General features: G+C 64.1%; 16 protein-coding genes. 6 read left to right on the forward strand and 10 right to left on the reverse strand.

Annotated elements, in window-relative coordinates:
• Positions 1–18: 18 nt before the first annotated feature.
• Entirely contained in the window at positions 19–2,349 is a 2,331-nt protein-coding gene (gene clpA, locus ACRARG_RS07815) for an ATP-dependent Clp protease ATP-binding subunit ClpA (RefSeq protein WP_432689427.1), read from the forward strand.
• Between the two features lie 171 nt (positions 2,350–2,520).
• Positions 2,521–3,492, forward strand: coding sequence for a M23 family metallopeptidase (locus ACRARG_RS07820; RefSeq protein WP_432689428.1), 972 nt, complete (start codon positions 2,521–2,523; stop codon positions 3,490–3,492).
• Between the two features lie 75 nt (positions 3,493–3,567).
• Here ACRARG_RS07820 and ACRARG_RS07825 read toward each other — a convergent pair whose 3' ends face one another.
• Genes ACRARG_RS07825 through ACRARG_RS07835 form a run of 3 tightly spaced genes read right to left on the reverse strand, consistent with a single transcriptional unit; the run spans position 3,568 to position 7,517 of the window.
• Positions 3,568–5,712 carry a peptidoglycan -binding protein gene (locus ACRARG_RS07825; protein ID WP_432689429.1) on the reverse strand — a complete coding sequence of 715 codons (2,145 nt, stop codon included), beginning with the start codon at positions 5,710–5,712 and terminating at the stop codon, positions 3,568–3,570.
• A gap of 3 nt (positions 5,713–5,715) precedes the next feature.
• Entirely contained in the window at positions 5,716–6,921 is a 1,206-nt protein-coding gene (locus ACRARG_RS07830; protein ID WP_432689430.1) for a biopolymer transporter ExbB, read from the reverse strand.
• 53 nt (positions 6,922–6,974) lie between these two features.
• A complete protein-coding gene (locus ACRARG_RS07835; RefSeq protein WP_432689431.1) occupies positions 6,975–7,517 on the reverse strand; it encodes a gamma-glutamylcyclotransferase in 543 nt (180 codons plus the stop codon).
• 65 nt (positions 7,518–7,582) lie between these two features.
• On the opposite strand from ACRARG_RS07835, the gene ACRARG_RS07840 reads away from it, so the two are divergent.
• Complete coding sequence (locus tag ACRARG_RS07840; protein ID WP_432689432.1) at positions 7,583–8,572, forward strand: DUF2125 domain-containing protein; 990 nt, start codon at positions 7,583–7,585, stop codon at positions 8,570–8,572.
• On the opposite strand, the gene ACRARG_RS07845 is transcribed toward ACRARG_RS07840, so the two are convergent.
• Genes ACRARG_RS07845 through hisC form a run of 3 tightly spaced genes read right to left on the reverse strand, consistent with a single transcriptional unit; the run spans position 8,569 to position 11,371 of the window.
• On the reverse strand, positions 8,569–9,369 hold the full coding sequence (locus ACRARG_RS07845) for an extensin-like domain-containing protein (RefSeq protein WP_432689433.1): 801 nt from the start codon (positions 9,367–9,369) through the stop codon (positions 8,569–8,571). The two genes, ACRARG_RS07840 and ACRARG_RS07845, sit on opposite strands and share 4 nt — an antisense overlap.
• Positions 9,366–10,286 carry a prephenate/arogenate dehydrogenase family protein gene (locus tag ACRARG_RS07850; protein ID WP_432689434.1) on the reverse strand — a complete coding sequence of 307 codons (921 nt, stop codon included), beginning with the start codon at positions 10,284–10,286 and terminating at the stop codon, positions 9,366–9,368. Before ACRARG_RS07850 ends, ACRARG_RS07845 begins: the two co-directional genes overlap by 4 nt.
• Positions 10,283–11,371: a histidinol-phosphate transaminase gene (gene hisC / locus ACRARG_RS07855; RefSeq protein ID WP_432691334.1), complete on the reverse strand. Its 1,089-nt coding sequence runs from the start codon at positions 11,369–11,371 to the stop codon at positions 10,283–10,285. The genes ACRARG_RS07850 and hisC overlap by 4 nt, the downstream gene beginning before the upstream one ends.
• Before the next feature lie 127 nt (positions 11,372–11,498).
• Here hisC and ACRARG_RS07860 point away from each other — a divergent pair, with 127 nt between their 5' ends.
• Positions 11,499–11,888: an MAPEG family protein gene (locus tag ACRARG_RS07860; RefSeq protein ID WP_432689435.1), complete on the forward strand. Its 390-nt coding sequence runs from the start codon at positions 11,499–11,501 to the stop codon at positions 11,886–11,888.
• Positions 11,889–11,982: 94 nt separating this feature from the next.
• The gene (locus tag ACRARG_RS07865) at positions 11,983–12,564 is read left to right on the forward strand and encodes a VOC family protein (RefSeq protein ID WP_432689436.1); all 582 of its coding nucleotides are present in this window, start codon (positions 11,983–11,985) and stop codon (positions 12,562–12,564) included.
• Between the two features lie 107 nt (positions 12,565–12,671).
• Here the strand turns inward: ACRARG_RS07865 and ACRARG_RS07870 are convergent, their stop codons facing one another.
• The 3 genes from ACRARG_RS07870 to recA form a co-directional block, all read right to left on the reverse strand.
• Entirely contained in the window at positions 12,672–12,959 is a 288-nt protein-coding gene (locus ACRARG_RS07870; protein ID WP_432689437.1) for a DUF1330 domain-containing protein, read from the reverse strand.
• 3 nt (positions 12,960–12,962) lie between these two features.
• Positions 12,963–15,653: an alanine--tRNA ligase gene (alaS, locus tag ACRARG_RS07875; RefSeq protein WP_432689438.1), complete on the reverse strand. Its 2,691-nt coding sequence runs from the start codon at positions 15,651–15,653 to the stop codon at positions 12,963–12,965.
• A 206-nt stretch (positions 15,654–15,859) separates the two neighbouring features.
• On the reverse strand, positions 15,860–16,933 hold the full coding sequence (gene recA / locus ACRARG_RS07880) for a recombinase RecA (protein ID WP_432689439.1): 1,074 nt from the start codon (positions 16,931–16,933) through the stop codon (positions 15,860–15,862).
• A gap of 178 nt (positions 16,934–17,111) precedes the next feature.
• Between recA and ACRARG_RS07885 the strand changes: the two genes are divergently transcribed.
• Positions 17,112–17,705: a sulfotransferase family 2 domain-containing protein gene (locus ACRARG_RS07885; protein WP_432689440.1), complete on the forward strand. Its 594-nt coding sequence runs from the start codon at positions 17,112–17,114 to the stop codon at positions 17,703–17,705.
• Here the strand turns inward: ACRARG_RS07885 and ACRARG_RS07890 are convergent.
• Positions 17,685–19,814 carry an ATP-binding protein gene (locus tag ACRARG_RS07890; protein WP_432689441.1) on the reverse strand — a complete coding sequence of 710 codons (2,130 nt, stop codon included), beginning with the start codon at positions 19,812–19,814 and terminating at the stop codon, positions 17,685–17,687. The genes ACRARG_RS07885 and ACRARG_RS07890 overlap by 21 nt on opposite strands.
• Positions 19,815–19,909 lie beyond the last annotated feature (95 nt).

Genomic DNA, 19,909 nt, shown 5'->3' on the forward strand with positions numbered 1-19,909 from the left:
TCGAAAAGGAGCATGCGAGTGCCCTCATTCTCGAACACGCTTGAACAGGCAATCCACGCTGCCCTGGCCCTGGCCAATGCGCGGCGACATGAATTTGCAACGCTGGAGCATCTGCTGCTGGCGTTGATCGACGAACCCGACGCGGCACGGGTGATGAAAGCCTGCTCCGTGGATATCGAGGAACTGCGAAAAACGCTCCTCGAATTCGTGGAGGAGGACCTTTCGAACCTCGTCACAGACATCGACGGGTCGGAAGCGGTGCCCACCGCCGCCTTCCAGCGCGTCATCCAGCGCGCCGCGATCCACGTCCAGTCCTCCGGCCGGACCGAAGTGACGGGCGCCAACGTCCTGGTGGCCATCTTCGCCGAACGCGAAAGCAACGCCGCCTATTTCCTGCAGGATCAGGACATGACGCGCTACGATGCGGTGAACTTCATCGCCCATGGCGTGGCCAAGGACCCGGCCTACGGCGAAAACCGCCCCGTCACCGGCGCAGAGGAGGAAGAAGCAGCCCCGCAGGCCGCCGCCTCCACCCCAGAAGGCGACAGCAAGGAAAGCGCGCTTGCGAAATACTGCGTCGATCTCAATGCCAAATCCCGCCACGGCGATATCGACCCGCTGATCGGCCGCGAACATGAGGTGGAGCGCTGCATTCAGGTGCTCTGCCGCCGCCGCAAGAACAACCCGCTTCTCGTGGGTGACCCCGGTGTCGGCAAGACCGCCATCGCAGAGGGGCTCGCGCGCAAGATCGTGGCAGGCGAAACCCCCTCCGTCCTGTCGAAGACAACGATCTACTCGCTCGACATGGGCGCGCTGCTGGCCGGAACCCGCTATCGCGGCGATTTCGAGGAACGCCTGAAAGCCGTCGTCACCGAACTGGAACAGCACGACGACGCCGTTCTGTTCATCGACGAAATCCACACGGTGATTGGTGCCGGCGCCACCTCAGGCGGTGCCATGGATGCCTCCAACCTGCTGAAACCGGCCCTCCAGGGCGGCAAGCTGCGGTGCATGGGCTCCACCACCTACAAGGAATTCCGCCAGCATTTCGAAAAGGACCGCGCCCTGTCGCGCCGGTTCCAGAAGATCGATGTCAGCGAACCGTCCGTTGAAGATGCCGTAAAGATCCTCAAGGGCCTCAAGCCCTATTTCGAAGATCACCACGACATCAAATACACCAATGACGCGATCAAGATGGCGGTGGAGCTTTCGGCCCGCTACATCAACGACCGCAAACTGCCCGACAAGGCCATCGACGTCATCGACGAGGCCGGCGCCGCCCAGCATCTGGTCGCGGAAAGCAAACGCCGCAAAACCATCGGCACCAAGGAGATCGAGGCCGTGGTCGCCAAGATCGCCCGCATCCCGCCCAAGAACGTCACCAAGGACGATGCAGAGGTGCTCAAGGATCTGGAGAACTCGCTCAAGCGCGTGGTCTTCGGCCAGGACAATGCCATCGACGCGCTCTCCAGCGCGATCAAGCTGGCGCGCGCCGGGCTTCGGGAACCCGAAAAACCAATCGGCAACTACCTCTTCGCCGGTCCCACCGGTGTCGGGAAGACGGAGGTGGCCAAGCAGCTGGCCGACACGCTCGGCGTGGAACTCCTGCGCTTCGACATGTCCGAATACATGGAGAAACACGCCGTCTCCCGTCTGATCGGCGCCCCTCCGGGCTATGTCGGCTTCGACCAGGGCGGCCTGCTGACCGATGGCGTCGACCAGCACCCCCATTGCGTGCTGCTGCTGGACGAGATCGAGAAGGCGCATCCGGATGTCTACAACATCCTGCTGCAGGTGATGGATAACGGCCAGCTGACCGACCATAACGGCCGGACGGTGAACTTCCGCAACGTGATCCTGATCATGACCTCCAACGCCGGGGCTTCCGACATGGCCAAGGCCGCCATCGGTTTCGGCCGCGACCGGAGGGAGGGCGAGGATACCGCCGCCATCGAACGGACCTTCACGCCGGAATTCCGCAACCGTCTTGATGCCGTCATCTCCTTCGCACCTCTGCCGAAAGAGGTCATCATGCAGGTGGTCGAGAAATTCGTCCTCCAGCTGGAAGCCCAGCTCATGGATCGCGGCGTGACGATCGAGCTGACCAAGCCGGCGGCCGAATGGCTGGCCGACAAGGGCTATGATGACAAGATGGGCGCCCGCCCTCTGGGCCGGGTGATCCAGGAAAACATCAAGAAACCCCTGGCCGAGGAACTGCTCTTCGGCAAGCTGACCAAAGGCGGCAACGTCAAGGTCGGCGTCAAAGATGGCAAGATCGACCTGCGGATGGACGGCCCGGAAAAACCGCGCCTGTCCGGCAACAAACCGCCCCTGCTGACCGCAGACTGACCGGTCCCACAACCGATCCGGAAAAGGCGCCTGCGGGCGCCTTTTTCTACGGGACGGCGGGCGGGGCGTCCCGCGTCAGCGGGAGCGGCGCCCGCCTGCCGACCTCACGCATTTGCGATCCCGGAAAGCCGCCGGATCTGCTATCCCCCGCCTGACAGACAGGAGAGTCCAATGCGCCATCCCGTTATCCTGCCAGTCGCCCTGTCTGCCGCCCTGTCGGCCGGACTTGCGGCCCAAGCCGAACCTCTGTCGCTGACCCTCCCGCTGGACTGCCAGCCCGGTGACACCTGTTTCATACAGAATTACGTCGATTCCGATCCCGGCCCGGGCATCCGCGACTACACCTGCGCCGGCCTCAGCTATGACGGCCACAAGGGGACGGATTTCGGGCTACCGTCGATCGCCGCCATGCAGGCCGGCGTCGATGTCTTTGCGGCCGCCCCCGGCCGCGTTCGGGGAACACGGGACGGCGTGCCGGACCGGCTCTATGATGGCAAGGCCGATCTGGGCGGCAAAGATTGCGGCAATGGCGTTGTGATCGAACATGCAGGCGGCTGGGAAACCCAGTACTGCCACATGAAACGCGGCTCCGTCAGCGTCCGCAAAGGCCAGCAGGTCGCGGCCGGCGACCGCCTGGGCCAGGTCGGCCTGTCCGGCCGGACACAATTTCCACATCTGCACATCTCCGTCCGCCACGACGGCGAGCAGATCGACCCGTTCCGCCCGGACGCGGCGCCGGACAGCTGCGGCGCAGCCGAGGCCCCGCTTTGGGCCGAGGACCTGCCCTATCAGCCCGGCGGGCTGATGAACGCGGGCTTTGCCACCGGCGTGCCGGACTATGCCGACGTCAAGGCAGGGACAGCCGGTCTGGATGCCATACCCGCAAATGCCCCCGCGCTGGTGATCTGGGGCTTTGGGTTTGGCACCCGCAAGGGCGACGAAATGGATTTGCGCATCGACGGGCCTGACGGGCCTTTCTTCGAACACACCGAGGTGCTCAAGGCGCCAAAGGCACAGACCTATCGGGCCTCCGGCAAACGCCTGCACGCTCCGCTATCTCCTGGCACCTATACCGGCACCGTCGTGCTCCGGCGTGACGGGGAAGAGCTGTCCCGCAAGGTCGTCACCGCCGAGATCGGCTAATCACGCAAGGCGCAGCCCGCCTGCGCACATCCTGCTCGCCCGACCGGCGACCGGCCATCCGCCCGTCGGGATATCTCAGCGTTCGGTGAACTTCAGCTCAATCCGCCGGTTCGCCGCGCGCGCCTCTTCCGTATCGCCCGGTGCGATGGGTTGATACTGACCAAACCCGTTTGCCGACAGCCGGCCCGGCGGGAAGCCCAGAAATTCGGTCATGTAGCGCACAACCGACAGCGCCCTTGCCTGGGACAGTTCCCAGTTGTCGGCAAATTCACCCAGCCCCGACAAAGGGACATTGTCCGTATGTCCGTCCACCCGCAGGATCCAGTCGATCCCCTCCGGGATCTGATCCGCCAGCGACCGCAATGTCGCGGTGATGGAGGCAATCTGCTGTTGGCCATTTTCCGACAGATCCGCCCGCCCGGGATCGAACAGCACCTCGGAGGAAAAGACAAAGCGGTCGCCGACGATCCGCACGCCTTCCTGCCCGGCAAAGACATCCCTGAGCAGACCAAAGAAGTCGGATTTGTATTTCTCCAGCTGGGCACGCTCCGCCTCCAGCCGTTTGCGCTCTGCTTCTTCAAGCTGCCGGCGGCGGCGCTCTTCCGCGGCTTTCTGCGCCAGCGCCGCGTTCAGATCCGATCCCAGCGTCTGCAGCTGCACCTGGTTCGCGGCATCCCGCGCCTTGTAATCGTCGAGCAGCCCCTGAAGCTGCGACAGCTGCTGACGCATCTGCGCCACCTGCCGGTTGAGAACCTCGGTCTGCCGCTGCGCCTCGGCCGAGGCCGCCTCCTGCTCCGCCAGCGCCGCATTCGCCTGCGCCAGCAGAACGGCCCGCTGTTCGGCCTCCGTCAGTCGTTCCGCCTCCGACTGCTCCGCCGCCAGTTTCGCGGCCAGTGCCGCGGCAAGCCGGCGTTTCAGCTCGTCCCGATCAATCCCCTCTGCCTCAAGCGCGTCGCGTGCCGCCTGTGACTGGGCCAGTTCGCCCTGCGTCCGATCCAGCGCCCCCTGAACCTCTGACAGTCGGGTCCGGGTCTGCGCCAGGTCGTTCTGGCTGGCGGTAAGCGCGCTTTGCAGCTCAGCGATCCGCGCATCGCGGTCGGTCAGACTTGCGGCCCCTTCCGAAAGCGCCGCCTCCCGCGCCGCGGCCTGTGCCCGCTCCTCTTCCAGTGCGGTCTGCGCCTGTTCCAGCTGGCGCCTCGCCTCATCCCTGTCAGACCTGACCGCGCCGAGCTGCGCCTGCAGTGCGCCGGTGTCCTCAAGCTGTGCCAGCGCCTCCGCCAGCCGCAGATCCAGATCGTTGCCTTCTTCCTGCGCGGCGGCCAGCAGGGTCAGCGTATCCTCCGCCCGCTGCCGTTCCTGTTCCAGCGCGAGGGTCATGGCGGTCAGCTCCGCCTCCGACGTTTTCAGCCGCTCCCGCAGCGCTTCGGCGGCGGCGGCCTCTGCCAGCCGGGCCGCCTCTTCCTCGCTCAGCGTGTCTTCCAGTTCGGCCACCCGATCAGAGAGCGTCCCGCGCAGCGCCTCGCCTTCCGTCGCCTGCCGGTTGAGATCGGCAATCATGGCCTCCAGCGCTTCACGCCGGGCGGCTGCGAGCCGCGCCGCCTCTGCCCCCGCGTCGATCTCTTCGCGCGCGGCCGCCAGTGCGGTCGTCAGCGCGTCGCGTTCAGAGCTCAGCTCATCCCGCGCCGTAACCAGCGCATCGCGTTCGGCTGTCAGGGCATCGCGCTCTGCGCTCAGCGCATCCCGAGCGGTGATCAGATCGTCGCGTTCACCGCTCAGCGTCGCGATCCGATCCTGCGCGGCGTTGCGCTGCAGGATCAGCGCCGCGACCTGGGCCTCGAAATCGCTGATCCGGCCCTGCGCGGCCTCCAGCGCCGCTTCCTGCTGGGCGCGCTGCTGCGTCAGCGTGGCAATCAGCGCCGATTGCTGCGCGATCTCATTCTCGGCCTCCGACAGGGCCGAAGAGGTTTCGCCCAGCCGGCTTTCCAGCGTCGAGGCCCGGTCCCGCGCCAGACCCAGAGACTGCGCCAGCGTGGCAACCTCGGCCGTCAGCTCATCCAGCTGGCTCTCCTGTCCCGAGATCGTTTCGCGCAGAACAAACTGCATCACCATAAAGATCGTCAGGACAAAGGTCAGGACCATCAGCAGGCCGGTGACGGCATCGACGAAGCCGGGCCAGATCGACCCCTGAAACCGGTTACCCGAGCGGCGGGAAAGGGCCATCACTCACCCCTCATGTTCCCGCCCGGGCACGGGGTCCAGACGACGGTCGGACGACGAGCGGGGCGCCAGAGTTCTGGCCAGCGCGGCGATATCGGTGCGCAGTTCTGCCATCGTCTCCTGTCGGCCGGCAGAGATTTCCTCAAGCAGACGCAACAGCTGGACATCGATAGACCGAAGGCGCATCCGGCTTTCCGCATCCAGAACGTTTTCCCCTTCGCCGCGCTGCTGAAGCAGGGCGACCAGCGTCTCCTGCCCCTCCGCGACCCGCATCAGGGCCTGGTTCTGCGGTGCGTTCTCGCCCACCCGATGGCTCAGCCGGTCAATGCTTTCGACCAGCGCCCCGATCCGTTCATCCGTCCCCTGACGGCTGGCATCGGACTGCGCGAACATCTCCTGCAGGGCATCGATCTGTTCGTTCATCGTGTCGATCACGGCAGACAGCACCTGCGTATCGGTTCCGCCCTCGCCCTCGGCACTCGCCAGACCAACCCGCGTGATGGTCGACAGCCATTCCTCCAGCTCCCGGTAGAACCGGTTCTGACCATGGCCTGCAAAAAGCTCCAGAAGCCCGACGACAAGCGACCCGGTCAGCCCCAGAAGCGAGGAGCCGAAGGCCACCCCCATACCGCCCAGCTGGCTCTCCAGCCCCTGCATCAGGCGGTTGAAGATGTCGACACTGCCCTCCCCCTCCTGCGGGGCAAGCGACCGGATCGTGTCCACCACGGCCGGAACCGTCGTGGCCAGCCCGTAGAACGTCCCCAGAAGACCAAGGAAGATCAGAAGATTAACAAGGTAGCGTGTAATTTCCCGCGCCTCGTCGACCCGCGTCGCCACGGAATCGAGGATAGAGGCAGTGGACGACGACGACAGCTGCATCCGTTTATTGCGCGATCTCAGAAGCGTCGCCAGCGGCGCCAGCAGCTGCGGCGCCCGCACGCCTTCCGCGTCGACAGTGCCTTTGGTGAATGCCTCGATCCAGCGGACAGATGCGACAAGCTGCACCACCTGCCAGAAACAGGCGATGATGCCGACGGCAAAGACAAAGGCGATCAAGCCGTTCAGCCAGGGGTTCGATTCAAAGATCGGCAGGACAGAGGGCGCCGCAAACACCCCGGCTGTGACCGCCAGGCCAAGAGCGATCAGCATCAGGATGACCTGACGCACGGGTTGTGAAAACTGCGGCTCGGCCTCGCGGTCCGGTCGGTCCATTCGGACGGCTCCCGACACTGTTGTCTCGGACAGACGCTAGGGGAATTCCGGCTTTAAGTGAAGCCTCTATCTACCAGATATCGCACACGTTCCGACAAATCGATCAACTCCTCGTCACCGATCCCCAATTCGCGGAGATGGTCCGAGGTCTGCCAGAGGTAGTCACGATTGGGCCCCCGCCCGCCTGTGGCGCGGGCGATGATCTCGGCCTGCGCCTCCAGCGTGAGGGCCGCGCAATACTGGACGTGACTGCGATCAACGACATAGGCCAGCGCGTTGACCTTGCGCCCGTCATCCAGCCTGAGCGGCACGGTGGTCTCGTAATAGGCCGAGGACACCAGCTCCCGCTCCCTCAGCACCTCCAGAACCTCAGCCTCCTCCGCCTCCGGGATGCAGAGGGCGAGACCCCGGCAATGATGCCCCTCGGCGGTATCGAGCGCCAGCACCAGCCCCGGCTCCGCCTCGCTGCCGCGATGGTGGATGGAGGACATGCAGAAAGACCGCCGGAAACCGTCCAGCGTCGCCAGACATTGGTCCGCCGGGGTGAAACCGGGGTTCCAGATAAGTGATCCGTAACCGAATACCCAGGTTGGCAATTCGCTGGTCCTCCTTGCTGCTTGCCCTATAAACACGGGAGAGGCGCCGGGGAAAAGGGACAAGCGTGAAACGACTGTTTTTCATCGTGATCGGTGCGGCGCTGCTCTGGTCCGGCTGGTGGGTCTATGGCGCCTCGCAGGCCCGCAATACCTTCACCCTCTGGTTTGAACAGCGCCGGGCCGAAGGCTGGGTCGCCGAATATGACGATTTTGCCCTGCGCGGCTATCCCAACCGGTTCGATGCCACCTGGCAGGGGCTAAGCCTGGCCGATCCGGACACCGGGCTCGCCTGGGACTTGCCGATCTTCCAGATCCTCGCGCTGGCCTATCAGCCCTACCACCTGATTGCCGTCGGCCCGCATGAGATGACCGTGGCCACGCCCTATGGCAAATACGATGTGACCAGCGATGTTCTGCGCGCCTCCCTCCGCCTGTCGCAGGTCACGGTGCCGGAACTGGAACGCGCCGTTGTCGAAGGCCATGCGCTGAAACTCTCCGGCGCGGAACAGGCCGAGATCACAGAGCTGCACCTGGCGGCGGAACGTCAGGCTCAGACCACCTATCGTTACGGGGTCGAGGCGCAGGGCGTCCGCCTGCCCGCCTCACTTGTCGCCCTTTTCACCACGGAGCAGTCGGGGCCACCCCCTTCGGGTCTGCTGACGCTGGATGCCACGGTCACCTTCGACCGCCCCTGGGACATCACCGCATTGGACGTGGCCCGCCCGCAGCCGCAGCAGATCACCCTGACCGATCAGCGCCTGACCTGGGCCGGGACAGAGCTGCGGATGAACGGCGCGCTCGATATCGACCCGCAGGGTGTCGCGACCGGCGATGTCTCGGTCAAACTCACCAATTGGGAGCAGCTTCTGACAATGGCCGAAACGGCCGGCTGGATCACCGCAGGCACATCCGGCACCCTGCGCAGTGTTCTCGGCGCGGTCGCGGCCTCCAAGGGGCGTCAGGACACGCTGGATGCCGATCTGACGCTGCGCAACGGCGGGATCTATTTCGGGGTTTTCCCGATTGCCGCTGCGCCCGTATTCCGCCTGCGTTAACGGCAGTAGCTGCCGGATCTGTACCGCGCCGTATCGAAATGGAAATGGTCGCGGTGAAACCGGTTCGCCTCCGGCCCCAGCACGGTGCCGAAGGGGCCGCAGGCCGCACGATGCATCTGTCGCAGCGCCCGGCCGTCGGATTTCCGGCCCCAGCCATCGAGGACAGTGATCGTCGTACCGTCGCGCAGGGTGAAGCCAGAGATATCGATCGCCCTGCCCTTGGCATGTTCCGACAGTTTCGCGCCCTTCTGGTTGTTCCGGTTGCGGCAGGCATAATGCGCCGCCACGCGGATCGTGACCACGCCGCCGCCCCGGCCATCGATAGCAGGCTTCATCCCGCCGTCGATCCACCGTTTCAGCGCCTTTGCGGTCGTACAATCCATCACCGCATGGGTCGACAGCGCCACCCCCTCTACCGAAGAGACCCGCACCGCATCTGAGACGCCGCAGGCCCCCGGACCGCCGACGACACCGATCGCCACGCCCTGAATATCCAGATCCCCGCAGACCGCCCCGCGCTTGCGTGCGGCGGCGTTTTTACGCCCCTGCTCTTCGATCTGAGGCGTCCGCGATTTCGGACGCAATGCGCCGAACAGGCGGAATTTCTTGCCCTCCACCTCGCGCGTCACACCAAGGGTTTCCGGCCGGTCCGGCGGGCGCGGCTTGGTTTCAGGCTGTGCAATGACACCCCGCGCCAGCTGATCGCGGGCAACAGGCCGCAGCGAAGACCGGGGCACCTCGGCCAGAACCGGCACGGCCAGCAGCAGCAGTGCCGCACCGGCCAGCGCCCGTCTCACTTGACCGACTTTCCGCGCCCGAAGTCCGGCGCCGCCGTGTCCTGCCCGGCCTGAATGATGCCCCGGCGGATCGCCCGCGTGCGGGTGAAATAGTCGTGCAACAGATCGCCGTCGCCCGTGCGGATCGCCCGCTGCAACGCAAAGAGCTCCTCCGTGAACCGCCCGAGGATCTCCAGCGTCGCTTCCTTGTTCGTCAGGAAGACATCGCGCCACATCGTCGGATCGGAGGCCGCGATCCGGGTAAAATCCCGGAAACCGGCGGCGGAATATTTGATGACCTCTCCATCCGTCACCCGCCGCAGATCATCGGCCACGCCGACCATCGTATAGGCGATCAGATGCGGGGTATGCGAGGTCACGGCCAGCACCAGATCATGGTGATCCGCATCCATTTCCTCCACATTGGACCCAATCCCCTCCCAGAAGGCGCGCAACTGCGCGACCGCTGCCGGGTCGGCCCCTTCCACCGGCACCAAAAGGCACCAGCGATTGTCGAAAAGCTCTGCAAAGCCGCTTTCAGGACCGGAATGCTCTGTCCCGGCCAGCGGGTGGGCGGGGATGAAATGCACACCTTCGGGGATATGCGGCGCAACGGCTTCGATCACCGCCTTCTTCACCGATCCCACGTCAGAGACGGTTGCGCCTGCCTTCAGATGGAGCGCCATCTCCTCCGCGACCGGCCCCATCGCGCCCACGGGCACGCAGAGCACGACGAGGTCCGCGCCCTCCACGGCCTCGGCCACGCTGTCGCAGACCCGGTCACACAGACCGATCCGGCGCGCCGTCTCCCGCGTTGCCTCGGACCGTGCAAAACCCGTGACCTCACCCGCAAGGCCGCCACGTTTGATCGACCAGTACATCGATGATGCGATCAGCCCCAGGCCGATCAGCGCCACCCGCCCGTAGACCTGGCTCATCGCGCGCCACCTTTGAACTGCCCGATCGCATGCGCCACCCGGCGGCAGGAGGATTCGTCCCCCACCGTGATCCGCAGGCTGTGCGGCAGGCCGTAGCTGCCCACCAGCCGCACGATCAGACCCTGCGATTTCAGATAGGCATCGCAGGCCTCCGCCTCCGCCTTGTCGGAAAACCGCGCCAGAATGAAATTGGCGCAGGAAGTGTCGGAAGGCACGCCATGTTCCGCCAGCGCCTCTGCCAGCCAGGCCCTGAGACGGGTGTTGTTCTCCCGGCTCTTGACCACATGCGCCTGATCCTTCACCGCCGCCTCGGCCACAGCCAGCTGCGTGTTGGACAAGTTGAAGGGCTGGCGCACCCGGTTCAGCACCTCGATGATCGCCGCCGGGCCGTAACCCCAGCCGATCCGCAGCCCGCCCAGCCCGTAGATCTTGGAAAACGTCCGCGTCATCACAACATTTTCGGACCGCTCCACCAGCTTGGCGCCGCCATCGTACCCCTCGACATATTCGGCATAGGCCCCGTCCAGTACGAGGATCGCCTGCGGCGGCAGGCTCTGCGCCAGACGCGCGATCTCATTGCCGCCGATCATCGTGCCGGTGGGATTGTTCGGATTGGCCAGATAGACCAGCGCGGTTGTCTCGTTGCAGGCGGCCAGGATCGCATCGACATCCACGACCCGCTCCCGCTCCTTCACCTTCACGGGCGTCGCCCCCACGGACTGCGCCAGGATCGGGTAGAGCGTGAAGCCATGCTCCGTATAGACCACCTCCTGCCCCGGCCCGGCATAGCACTGGGCCAGCAGGTTCAGGATCTCGTCCGACCCGACACCACAGATGATCCGCTCCGGATCAAGCTTGTACTGCGCCCCGATCGCCGCCCGCAGCGCGGCATGATCGGTCGAGGGATAGCGATGCAGATCATGGGCGGCGCGGGCATAGGCCTCCCGCGCGGCTTCCCCTGCGCCATAGGGGTTTTCGTTCGACGACAGTTTGACGGCATCGCTCACACCCGCAACATGGCTCGCCCCACCGACATAGGGGGCGATCTCCAGGATACCGGGCTGCGGCTTGATCTGATCGTTCATGGACGGTCCCTCATGATCCGGCGCCCTGATACCCCGCGATACGGCACAGTTCCAGTCCGCAATCGCGCCGCCCCCCTCGACGCCGGACCCGCCCTGCCCCACAATCGGGGAAACGAAAGGATGCGCCATGGCCCTCACCCTCCTCCTGCTGTCGATACTGCTGGGATTTGTCCATATCTTCGCGGCTATCGGCGCCGAGACGAAGGAACGCGGCGCCGACTGGAACGCGGGCCCCCGCGACGGCGATGCCCCGGATCTGCCCCCGGTTGTCGGCCGCCTGAAACGCGCCCAGGCGAATTACATGGAAACTTGGCCCTTCTTTGCCGCGCTCATGCTGGCGGTCATGATCCGCGGGTCAGGTGGCGCGCTCGCCACCTCGGGCGGCCTGCTCTACCTGCTCACCCGCGCGGCCTACCTCCCGCTCTACGCCCGCGGCGTGCCGAAGATCCGCAGCTATGCCTACCTCGTCTCGCTCATTGGCATTGCCCTCGTGGCCCTCGCCGCCCTCCTGTCCTGAGGCCCGGCGAACAGATCCTCCGCGCTGATGCACAGCCAAATCCGTGGCAAAATCCGCCCGGTTCCCTATCTGTTGGCCAACCAAGGAGGATCCGATGCGCAAACTTCAGACCCAGGGCGTGCACCATATCACACTGACCGGCGCCGACCGACAGACCTCGATCGACTTCTGGGAAGGCGTGCTGGGCATGCCCTTCATTTTCGACCAGCCCAATCTCGATGACCCGGACGAGGGGCACCTGTATTTCGATCCGGGCGACGGACGCCTGATCACCATCTTCACCAATGAAAACCGTACGCCGAACCCGCGCCGAACCCCGACGGAACCGGGCTGCGTCCATCACATTGCCTTCAATGTCTCGCATGCGACCTTCTCCCAGGCAGTCGAAAGGCTGCGGGAACGCGGCATCGGCAATTCCGGCGTCAAGGATCGCGGCTTCATGGACTCGATCTATTTCAAAGACCCGATGGGCCTGCTGATCGAGCTTGCCTGCTACAGGTTCGAACCGCCCGTCGGCTGCACCCATGCCGATGTCATGATCGAGGCGCATCGCATCCGGGTCGACCGCGGCGACTACAATATCGCCGAAATCCACCTGGCCGACGCAATCGAACTGCTCGTCCAGCGACGCCAGCAAACGCTCTCAGCCGACCGCAGCCCGAAGAACCCATACTAAAGAAGGGGGCACAACCGCCCCCTTCATCTTTCCATAAATACTCAAATTTTAACAGAAGTACGCACCCGGCTCCTCGCTCAGTGGTCAACGCCAATGGCCAGCCCCCCTCACTCGGAGGTTTCGACCACCATCAGCTCCCGCTCCGACGCGCCCCGCGCATGATCGAGCGCCGCCTGATATTCCGGCGAGTTGTAGCACTCCACCGCCGCCTCGACCGAAGGGAAGCGCGCGACCACATTGCGCGGACGCTCCTTCCCCTCAAGCTGCACGAACTTGCCGCCGCGCGCGATGAAGCTGCCGCCGTGTTTGGCGATGGCAGGCCCCGCCAGCTCCGCATATTTGGCATAGCTGTCGGGGTCGGTGACGGTGACGTGGGCGATCCAGAGCGCTGGCATGTCTTATCCTTCCAATACGGCCTCGGCGGCCTTGATTGCGGCCGGGGCGTTGGAGGCATCCGCCCCCCCGCCCTGCGCCATGTCCGGACGGCCACCGCCGCCCTTGCCGCCCAGCTCCGGCACGGCCGCCCGCACCAGATCGACGGCCGAAACCCGATCGGTCAGATCATCCGTCACACCGGCCGCCACGGCCGCCTTGCCGCCGGTATCGGCGATCAGCAGCACCGCGCCCGATCCGATCTGCGCCTTGAACTGGTCAATCAGCGCCGGCAGGTCCTTGCCCGACACGCCCGACACGGCCTGCGCCAGGAATTTCACGCCGTTGATCTCCCGCGCCTCAGGCGCCGCGCCCTGCCCGGCCCCGCCCGACATGGCGAGGTCGCGGCGCAGCTGCGCGACCTCGTTCTGCAGCGCCCGGCGTTCGTCCATCAGCGCCTTCACGCGGGTGACGGCCTCATCGCCCACGGCCTTCAGCATGCCCTCGATCTGACTCAGCGCCACATCGCGACCGCGCAGTTCGGCCAGCGCCGCCTGCCCGGTCAGCGCCTCGATCCGGCGCACCCCGGCCGACGACGCCGTCTCAGACGTCAGGGCAAAGGCACCGATATCGCCGGTGCGGAACACATGGGTGCCCCCGCAAAGCTCGATCGACCAGGTTTTGCCGTCCTGTCCCTTGCCGGTGTCCTTCCGGCCCATCGACACGACGCGCACCTCGTCGCCATATTTCTCGCCAAAGAGCGCCTGCGCCCCGAGCGCCCGCGCATCGTCCGGCGTCATGATCCGCGTCTCGACCGGCGTATTCTGGCGGATAAAGGCATTCACTTCCCGCTCAACCTGCGCGATCTGCTCTGCGGTCATGGCCTGCGAATGGCTGAAATCGAACCGCAGCCGCTCCGGCGCATTAAGCGAGCCGCGCTGCGCGACGTGATCGCCAAGCGCCTCCCGCAGCGCCTCGTGCAGCAGGTGGGTGGCGGAATGGTTCGCGCGGATCGTCGCGCGGCGGTCGTGATCGACCTCCAGCGCCAGCGCATCGCCAGATTTGAACGTCCCGCCTTCGACCGTGACATTATGTGCAAAGACCTTGCCGCCGCCCATCTTCTGGGTGTCGGTGACCGTCGCGACCTGATCTTCGTCCTCCAGCCGCCGCAGCCAGCCGGTATCGCCGACCTGACCGCCGGACTCGCCGTAAAACGGCGTCTGGTTGGTGACGATCCAGCCGTTCTCGCCTGTCTTCAGCTCCGTCACCTCGGCCCCATCCTTGATGAGGGCGAGGATCTGACCTTCCGCGATTTCCGTATCGTAGCCCAGGAAATCGGTGCCGCCATGCTGATCGGCAATGTCAAACCAGACGGCGAGATCGGCGCTCTCCCCCGTCCCGGCCCAGGCGGCACGCGCCTTGGCCTTCTGTTCTGCCATGGCGCTGTCGAAGCCGTCGGTATCGACGGTGCGCCCCTTCTCCCGCAGCGCATCCTGCGTGAGGTCGAGCGGGAAGCCGTAGGTATCATAAAGCTTGAAGGCCGCAGCCCCCGGCAGGGCCGCGCCCTCCGCCAGATGCTCCAGCTCGTCATCCAGCAGCTTAAGCCCACGATCGAGCGTCTGCTGGAACCGCGTCTCCTCCAGCTTCAGCGTCTCCGTGATCAGCGGCTGGGCGGCGCGCAGCTCCGGATAGGCCTCGCCCATCTGGCGCACCAGCTCCGGCACCAGCCGGTACATCAGCGGATCCTTGGCGCCCAGCAGATGCGCATGACGCATGGCGCGGCGCATGATCCGGCGCAGAACATAGCCACGACCATCATTCGACGGCATCACCCCGTCGGCAATCAGGAAGGAGGTCGAGCGCAGGTGGTCGGCGATCACCCGGTGATGCGTCTTGCCCGGCCCGTCAGGATCGGTGGAAGTCTGGTTGGCCGACGCCTCGATCAGCGCCCGCATCAGGTCGGTCGCATAATTGTCGTTGGTGCCCTGCAGCAGCGCGGCCACCCGTTCGATCCCCATGCCGGTATCGATCGACTGCGCTTCCAGATCGCGACGCGAGCCGTCCTCGAACTGTTCGAACTGCATGAAGACGAGGTTCCAGATCTCGATGAACCGGTCGCCGTCTTCTTCGGGAGAGCCCGGAGGGCCACCCCAGAATTTCTCCCCATGGTCGAAGAAGATCTCGGTGCAGGGGCCACAGGGCCCGGTCGGGCCCATCTGCCAGAAGTTGTCACTGCCCCCGTCCGGCTTGTCGCCGATGCGGATGATCCGGTCATCGCTGATCCCGGCAACCTTTTTCCAGATCTCCGCCGCCTCATCATCCGATTGATAAACCGTGACCAGCAGCCGGTCCTTGGGGATGCCGAATTCCTTGGTCACGAGTTCCCAGGCAAAGGGAATGGCGTCGGATTTGAAATAATCCCCGAAGGAGAAATTCCCCAGCATTTCAAAGAACGTATGGTGCCGCGCGGTATAGCCGACATTGTCGAGGTCATTGTGCTTGCCGCCCGCCCGCACGCATTTCTGCGCCGTGGTGGCGCGGGTGTAATCGCGGGTTTCGACGCCCGTGAAGAGGTTCTTGAACTGCACCATACCGGAGTTCGCAAACATCAGGGTCGGGTCGTTGCGCGGAACAAGCGGGCTGGACGGCACGATCTCATGCCCCTGCTTGTTGAAATAATTCAGGAAGGTCGAGCGGATGTCGGCAAGGCCAGTCATGGTCGGCGGTCTTTCGGTCGGATTTCCGGTTGGGCCGGGAATAAACCGTGTGCGCCATGCGGTAAAGGCAAATGCGCTGCCCTGCGACCAGCCGCGTCTGATTGAAGCCAAAGCCCGGGGCACCGCCCCGGACTTCTTCAGAGTCTAGTCAGATGAAATAAGTAAACGTACCCGGAGCCCAGCCCTGCACCGGGCGATCCGAAGCCTCAGGCGTCCAAGACGTCGTCTGGCGCCTCTTCGTCGCTGGCACCGAAATCCAAACCGTGGGAGGCGCGGATCTTGTCTTCAATTTCCCATGCGACGTCGTCATTTTCCTTGAGGAACGCCTTGGCGTTTTCCCGACCCTGTCCGATACGATCATCGCCATAGGAGTACCAGGAGCCGGATTTCTCAACCACGCCGGCTTTGACACCAAGATCCAGCAGCTCGCCCATCTTGGAGATGCCTTCGCCATACATGATGTCAAACTCGACCTGTTTGAACGGCGGGGCCACCTTGTTTTTCACGACTTTAACGCGGGTCTGATTGCCGACGACCTCGTCCTTTTCCTTGATCCCACCGATGCGGCGGATATCCAGCCGAACAGAGGAATAGAATTTCAGCGCATTGCCGCCGGTTGTCGTTTCGGGCGAACCGAACATCACGCCGATCTTCATCCGGATCTGGTTGATGAAGATCACCATGCAGTTCGATCGCGCGATGGAGCCGGTCAGCTTCCGCATCGCCTGGGACATCAGCCGGGCGTGAACGCCGACGGAACTGTCGCCCATATCGCCCTCTAGTTCGGACTTAGGTGTAAGCGCCGCCACGGAGTCGACGATGACCATAGACACGGCACCGGAGCGTACCAGCGTATCGGTAATCTCCAGCGCCTGTTCGCCGGTATCGGGCTGTGAAATCAGCAGTTCATCCAGGTCGACGCCAAGTTTGCGCGCATATTGCGGGTCCAGCGCATGTTCCGCGTCGACAAAGGCGCAGACGCCGCCCTTTTTCTGTTCTTCCGCAACGCAATGCAGCGTCAGCGTCGTTTTGCCCGACGACTCCGGGCCATAGATTTCGATGATCCGGCCCTTGGGCAGCCCGCCGATCCCGAGCGCGATATCGAGCCCGAGCGAACCGGTGGAGGTTGCTTCGATCTGCTGGATGGCGTCTTTGCCGCCCAGTTTCATGATCGAACCCTTGCCAAACTGGCGTTCGATCTGCGCCAGCGCGCTGTCCAGCGCCTTTTGCTTATTTTCGTCGCGCTTTCTGTCCATGGAGAGAAGATCTGCTGTTGCCATTGTGATGAGCCCCTTATTTCATACCCGATGACAGGCAGCAATCGCCGCCCGGTGTTCGCCTCTTGTTCCAAGATGAGATCAAAAAGAGAACATTTCAACTAAAATCTTTCGTGGCCCCACTGTTTCCGAGTCGGATTAAGAAGTAGTTTACGACCGGCGGCAGTGCGAAAGGTCCCATATGCTTGTATTTGCGAAGGCGCGGCTGGTCTTCCTCTCCGTTCCCAAAACCGGGACAACCGCCTGGCAGACGGCGCTGGCTCCGCTGGCGGATATGGTGGTTTCGGACCCGCCTGAGCTGAAACACGCCCCGGTATTTCGCTACAACAGGTTCTTTCGTCCGATGCTGGAGAAATTCATCAGCGAGGATCTGGAGGTGCTGGCTGTGATCCGGGAGCCGATCGACTGGCTGGGATCGTGGTATCGCTACCGGCGGCGCCCCTTCATGCGGGATCGTCCGAATAACACCTTCGATGTCAGTTTCGACGAATTTGTCGACGGATACTGCCGCGGCGATCAGCCCGGCTATGCCAATGTCGGAAGCCAGGCGAAATTCGTGGAGCCCGCGGGAAACGGCACCTGTGTGACGCGCTACTTCCGCTACGAAGACCCCGCCGGGCTGCACCGGTTTCTGGAAGACAGGCTCGCCACCAAGATCACGCTGAACCGCGAGAACGTCTCTCCCACCCTGCCGCTGACCCTGTCTGCCGACACCGAGCAGAAACTTCGACGCAAATACAGCGCGGAATTTGATCTATGGCAGAGCATCGGCTGAAACGCCGGCCTGAGCATCCTGGACTGCGCGGGTAAGCTCGCTCAGTGAAAATGGTTTGGGCAGGAACATACAGTGCGGAACCTGCATCTTGTGGTCGCCAAAATGATCCTCGGCATAGCCGGAGACGAAGATGACCTGCACGCCCGGACGGCTTTTCAGCGCGCGCTGCACCCAGCTGGGACCGTCGAGGCCCGGCATGACCACGTCGGTCACGAAGACATCGACCTTGAGCTCCGGATCGCTCAGGACATCAAGCGCCGCCTCGCCGCTGTCGGCCTCCAGCACGGTATAGCCCCGCAGCTTCAGAGCGCGCGCGGCAAAGGCCCTCACCGGCGCCTCGTCCTCCACCAGAAGAATCACACCTTCGGAGAACCGCGCGCTGGCCGGATCGGCGATCGGCTGGGCCGGTTCGATCATATGCGACGGCCTGACATAGGCCCGGAAGACCAGGGTAAAACTGGTGCCCTCCCCCACCGTGCTGTCGACAAAGATATATCCGCCGCTCTGTTTGACGATCCCGTAGGCGGTGGACAGGCCCAGCCCCGTCCCCTCGCCCAGTCGCTTGGTAGTAAAAAACGGCTCGAACACCTTGGCAATCTTGTCCGGTGAGATGCCCGATCCGGTATCGACAACCTTCACCGTCACGTAATCTCCCGGCGGCAGGGTTGCCCTGTCCCGATGCAGCGTTTCCGTGACGCGAAGCCCCTCCGTGATGATCCGTATCTCGCCCCGGCCGGTGATCGCATCGCGCGCATTCACCACAAGGTTCATCAGAACCTGTTCAAGCTGCCGTTTGTCGGCCCGGATCGCATTCAGCATCGGATCGTGACTGAAGCTCAGCGTGATCTTTTCCCCGACGAGCCGGTTAAGAAGATGGGTCAGATCCGACACCGTCTCCCTCAGGTCGATTTCGACGGGCCGCAGGGTCTGCTTTCGCGAGAATGCCAGCAGCTGATTGACGAGCGCGGCCGCCCGGTTGGCGTTCTGCGTGATCTGCATGAGATCGGCAAAATCCTGATCCCCCTGATCGTGGCGCAGCAGAAGCAGATCGCAATGCCCGGAGATCGCGGTCAGCAGGTTGTTGAAATCATGCGCAACCCCGCCGGCCAACTGACCGATCGCATGCATCTTCTGGCTTTGCACGAATTGCGCCTCGAGTGTTTTCAGCTCCGTCGCGTCGTGAAGAACGGCCAGCAGCGACACATCCTCGCCTTCCTGCATAAGCTCCAGCGTAATCTGGACAAAGGTCTCCCGTTCAGAAGAGGTGACGCGCAGGAATTCGGGGCTGCCCAGCCGGTAGCCGGAGGCGGCCTCATCAAGCCAGTCGCTGATCGGCCGGCCCAGCCCTTCTGTCAGCTCCCCCAGATGAACGCCCGCGCGGCAGGCCGGCCCGATCATTGCGACAGCCCGGGCATTGGCTTTCTGAAGATATCCGTCGGCATTGAGCCGGAGCAACGGGACCGGAAGGTTTTCGAAGCGGTCCCAGTCGCCATGCTCCGCCCCCGTTTTGGGCGACATGTCATCGGCAACCGGCGTGAAACTCCACAGATAGCGCCCATCCTCGACCGGCCCGGCGCGGGCGCTGACGGCCTGTCCCGGCAGGTCCAGAATGCAGCTGGCCGGCGCCCCCTTGCCGGCCGTTTCCAGTGCCGTCAGCATGACCGTCCGCAGCATTTCCGGCAATCCGCCGCTCTCTGCAGAGCCAAGCCCCAGAAGGTCACGCGAAGCGGCATTCGTCAGCATCCGTGTCAGACACACATCGCTCACCATTGCGGCATAGGGCAGCGCGTCCAGCAGGGCGGCCTCCGCCGGGGTCTTTGCAAGGGGCTCAACCGGCATGGCACCCCGGCTCCGCCTCCGCCGGCGCCAGCGGATCGCCACGGCGCCGGCCAGAAGAGTGACGCCCGCCGCAAAAGACGAAATCGCCACAGGCCGCGCCGCGCCAGACAGCAACAGGATCAATGCAAGTACCAGAAGACCAATCGAAACGATGAAGAACCGCGTCGCATGTCGATGCGCCGGCAGGCCGATCTCATACGGCAGACCCTCTCCGACCCGGAGGCCGCGATCCATGCCCGTGAGGCCCGCCAGTGCCTGAACGTTTGACATTCTTCTCCTCATCAACCGATCTCAGGATGCCCTGAATTGGTTAAGCACTGGTTAACCTCGCCTTCATAACCTCGTCTTCTTAACCTTGCCTTGGC

Source organism: Pseudooceanicola profundi (assembly GCF_050897955.1).
Taxonomy (GTDB): Bacteria; Pseudomonadota; Alphaproteobacteria; order Rhodobacterales; family Rhodobacteraceae; genus Pseudooceanicola.

Bases quoted from the DNA above. Each gene is read 5' to 3' on its own strand.
- ACRARG_RS07850 (WP_432689434.1), bottom strand. From the start codon at position 10,286: ATGAGCCAGGTCTACGGGCGGGTGGCGCTGATCGGCCTGGGGCTGATC.
- ACRARG_RS07890 (WP_432689441.1), bottom strand. From the start codon at position 19,814: ATGTCAAACGTTCAGGCACTGGCGGGCCTCACGGGCATGGATCGCGGC.
- ACRARG_RS07885 (WP_432689440.1), top strand. From the start codon at position 17,112: ATGCTTGTATTTGCGAAGGCGCGGCTGGTCTTCCTCTCCGTTCCCAAA.
- ACRARG_RS07820 (WP_432689428.1), top strand. From the start codon at position 2,521: ATGCGCCATCCCGTTATCCTGCCAGTCGCCCTGTCTGCCGCCCTGTCG.
- ACRARG_RS07870 (WP_432689437.1), bottom strand. From the start codon at position 12,959: ATGCCAGCGCTCTGGATCGCCCACGTCACCGTCACCGACCCCGACAGC.
- recA (WP_432689439.1), bottom strand. From the start codon at position 16,933: ATGGCAACAGCAGATCTTCTCTCCATGGACAGAAAGCGCGACGAAAAT.
- alaS (WP_432689438.1), bottom strand. From the start codon at position 15,653: ATGACTGGCCTTGCCGACATCCGCTCGACCTTCCTGAATTATTTCAAC.
- ACRARG_RS07860 (WP_432689435.1), top strand. From the start codon at position 11,499: ATGGCCCTCACCCTCCTCCTGCTGTCGATACTGCTGGGATTTGTCCAT.
- ACRARG_RS07830 (WP_432689430.1), bottom strand. From the start codon at position 6,921: ATGGACCGACCGGACCGCGAGGCCGAGCCGCAGTTTTCACAACCCGTG.
- hisC (WP_432691334.1), bottom strand. From the start codon at position 11,371: ATGAACGATCAGATCAAGCCGCAGCCCGGTATCCTGGAGATCGCCCCC.
- ACRARG_RS07825 (WP_432689429.1), bottom strand. From the start codon at position 5,712: ATGGCCCTTTCCCGCCGCTCGGGTAACCGGTTTCAGGGGTCGATCTGG.
- ACRARG_RS07865 (WP_432689436.1), top strand. From the start codon at position 11,983: ATGCGCAAACTTCAGACCCAGGGCGTGCACCATATCACACTGACCGGC.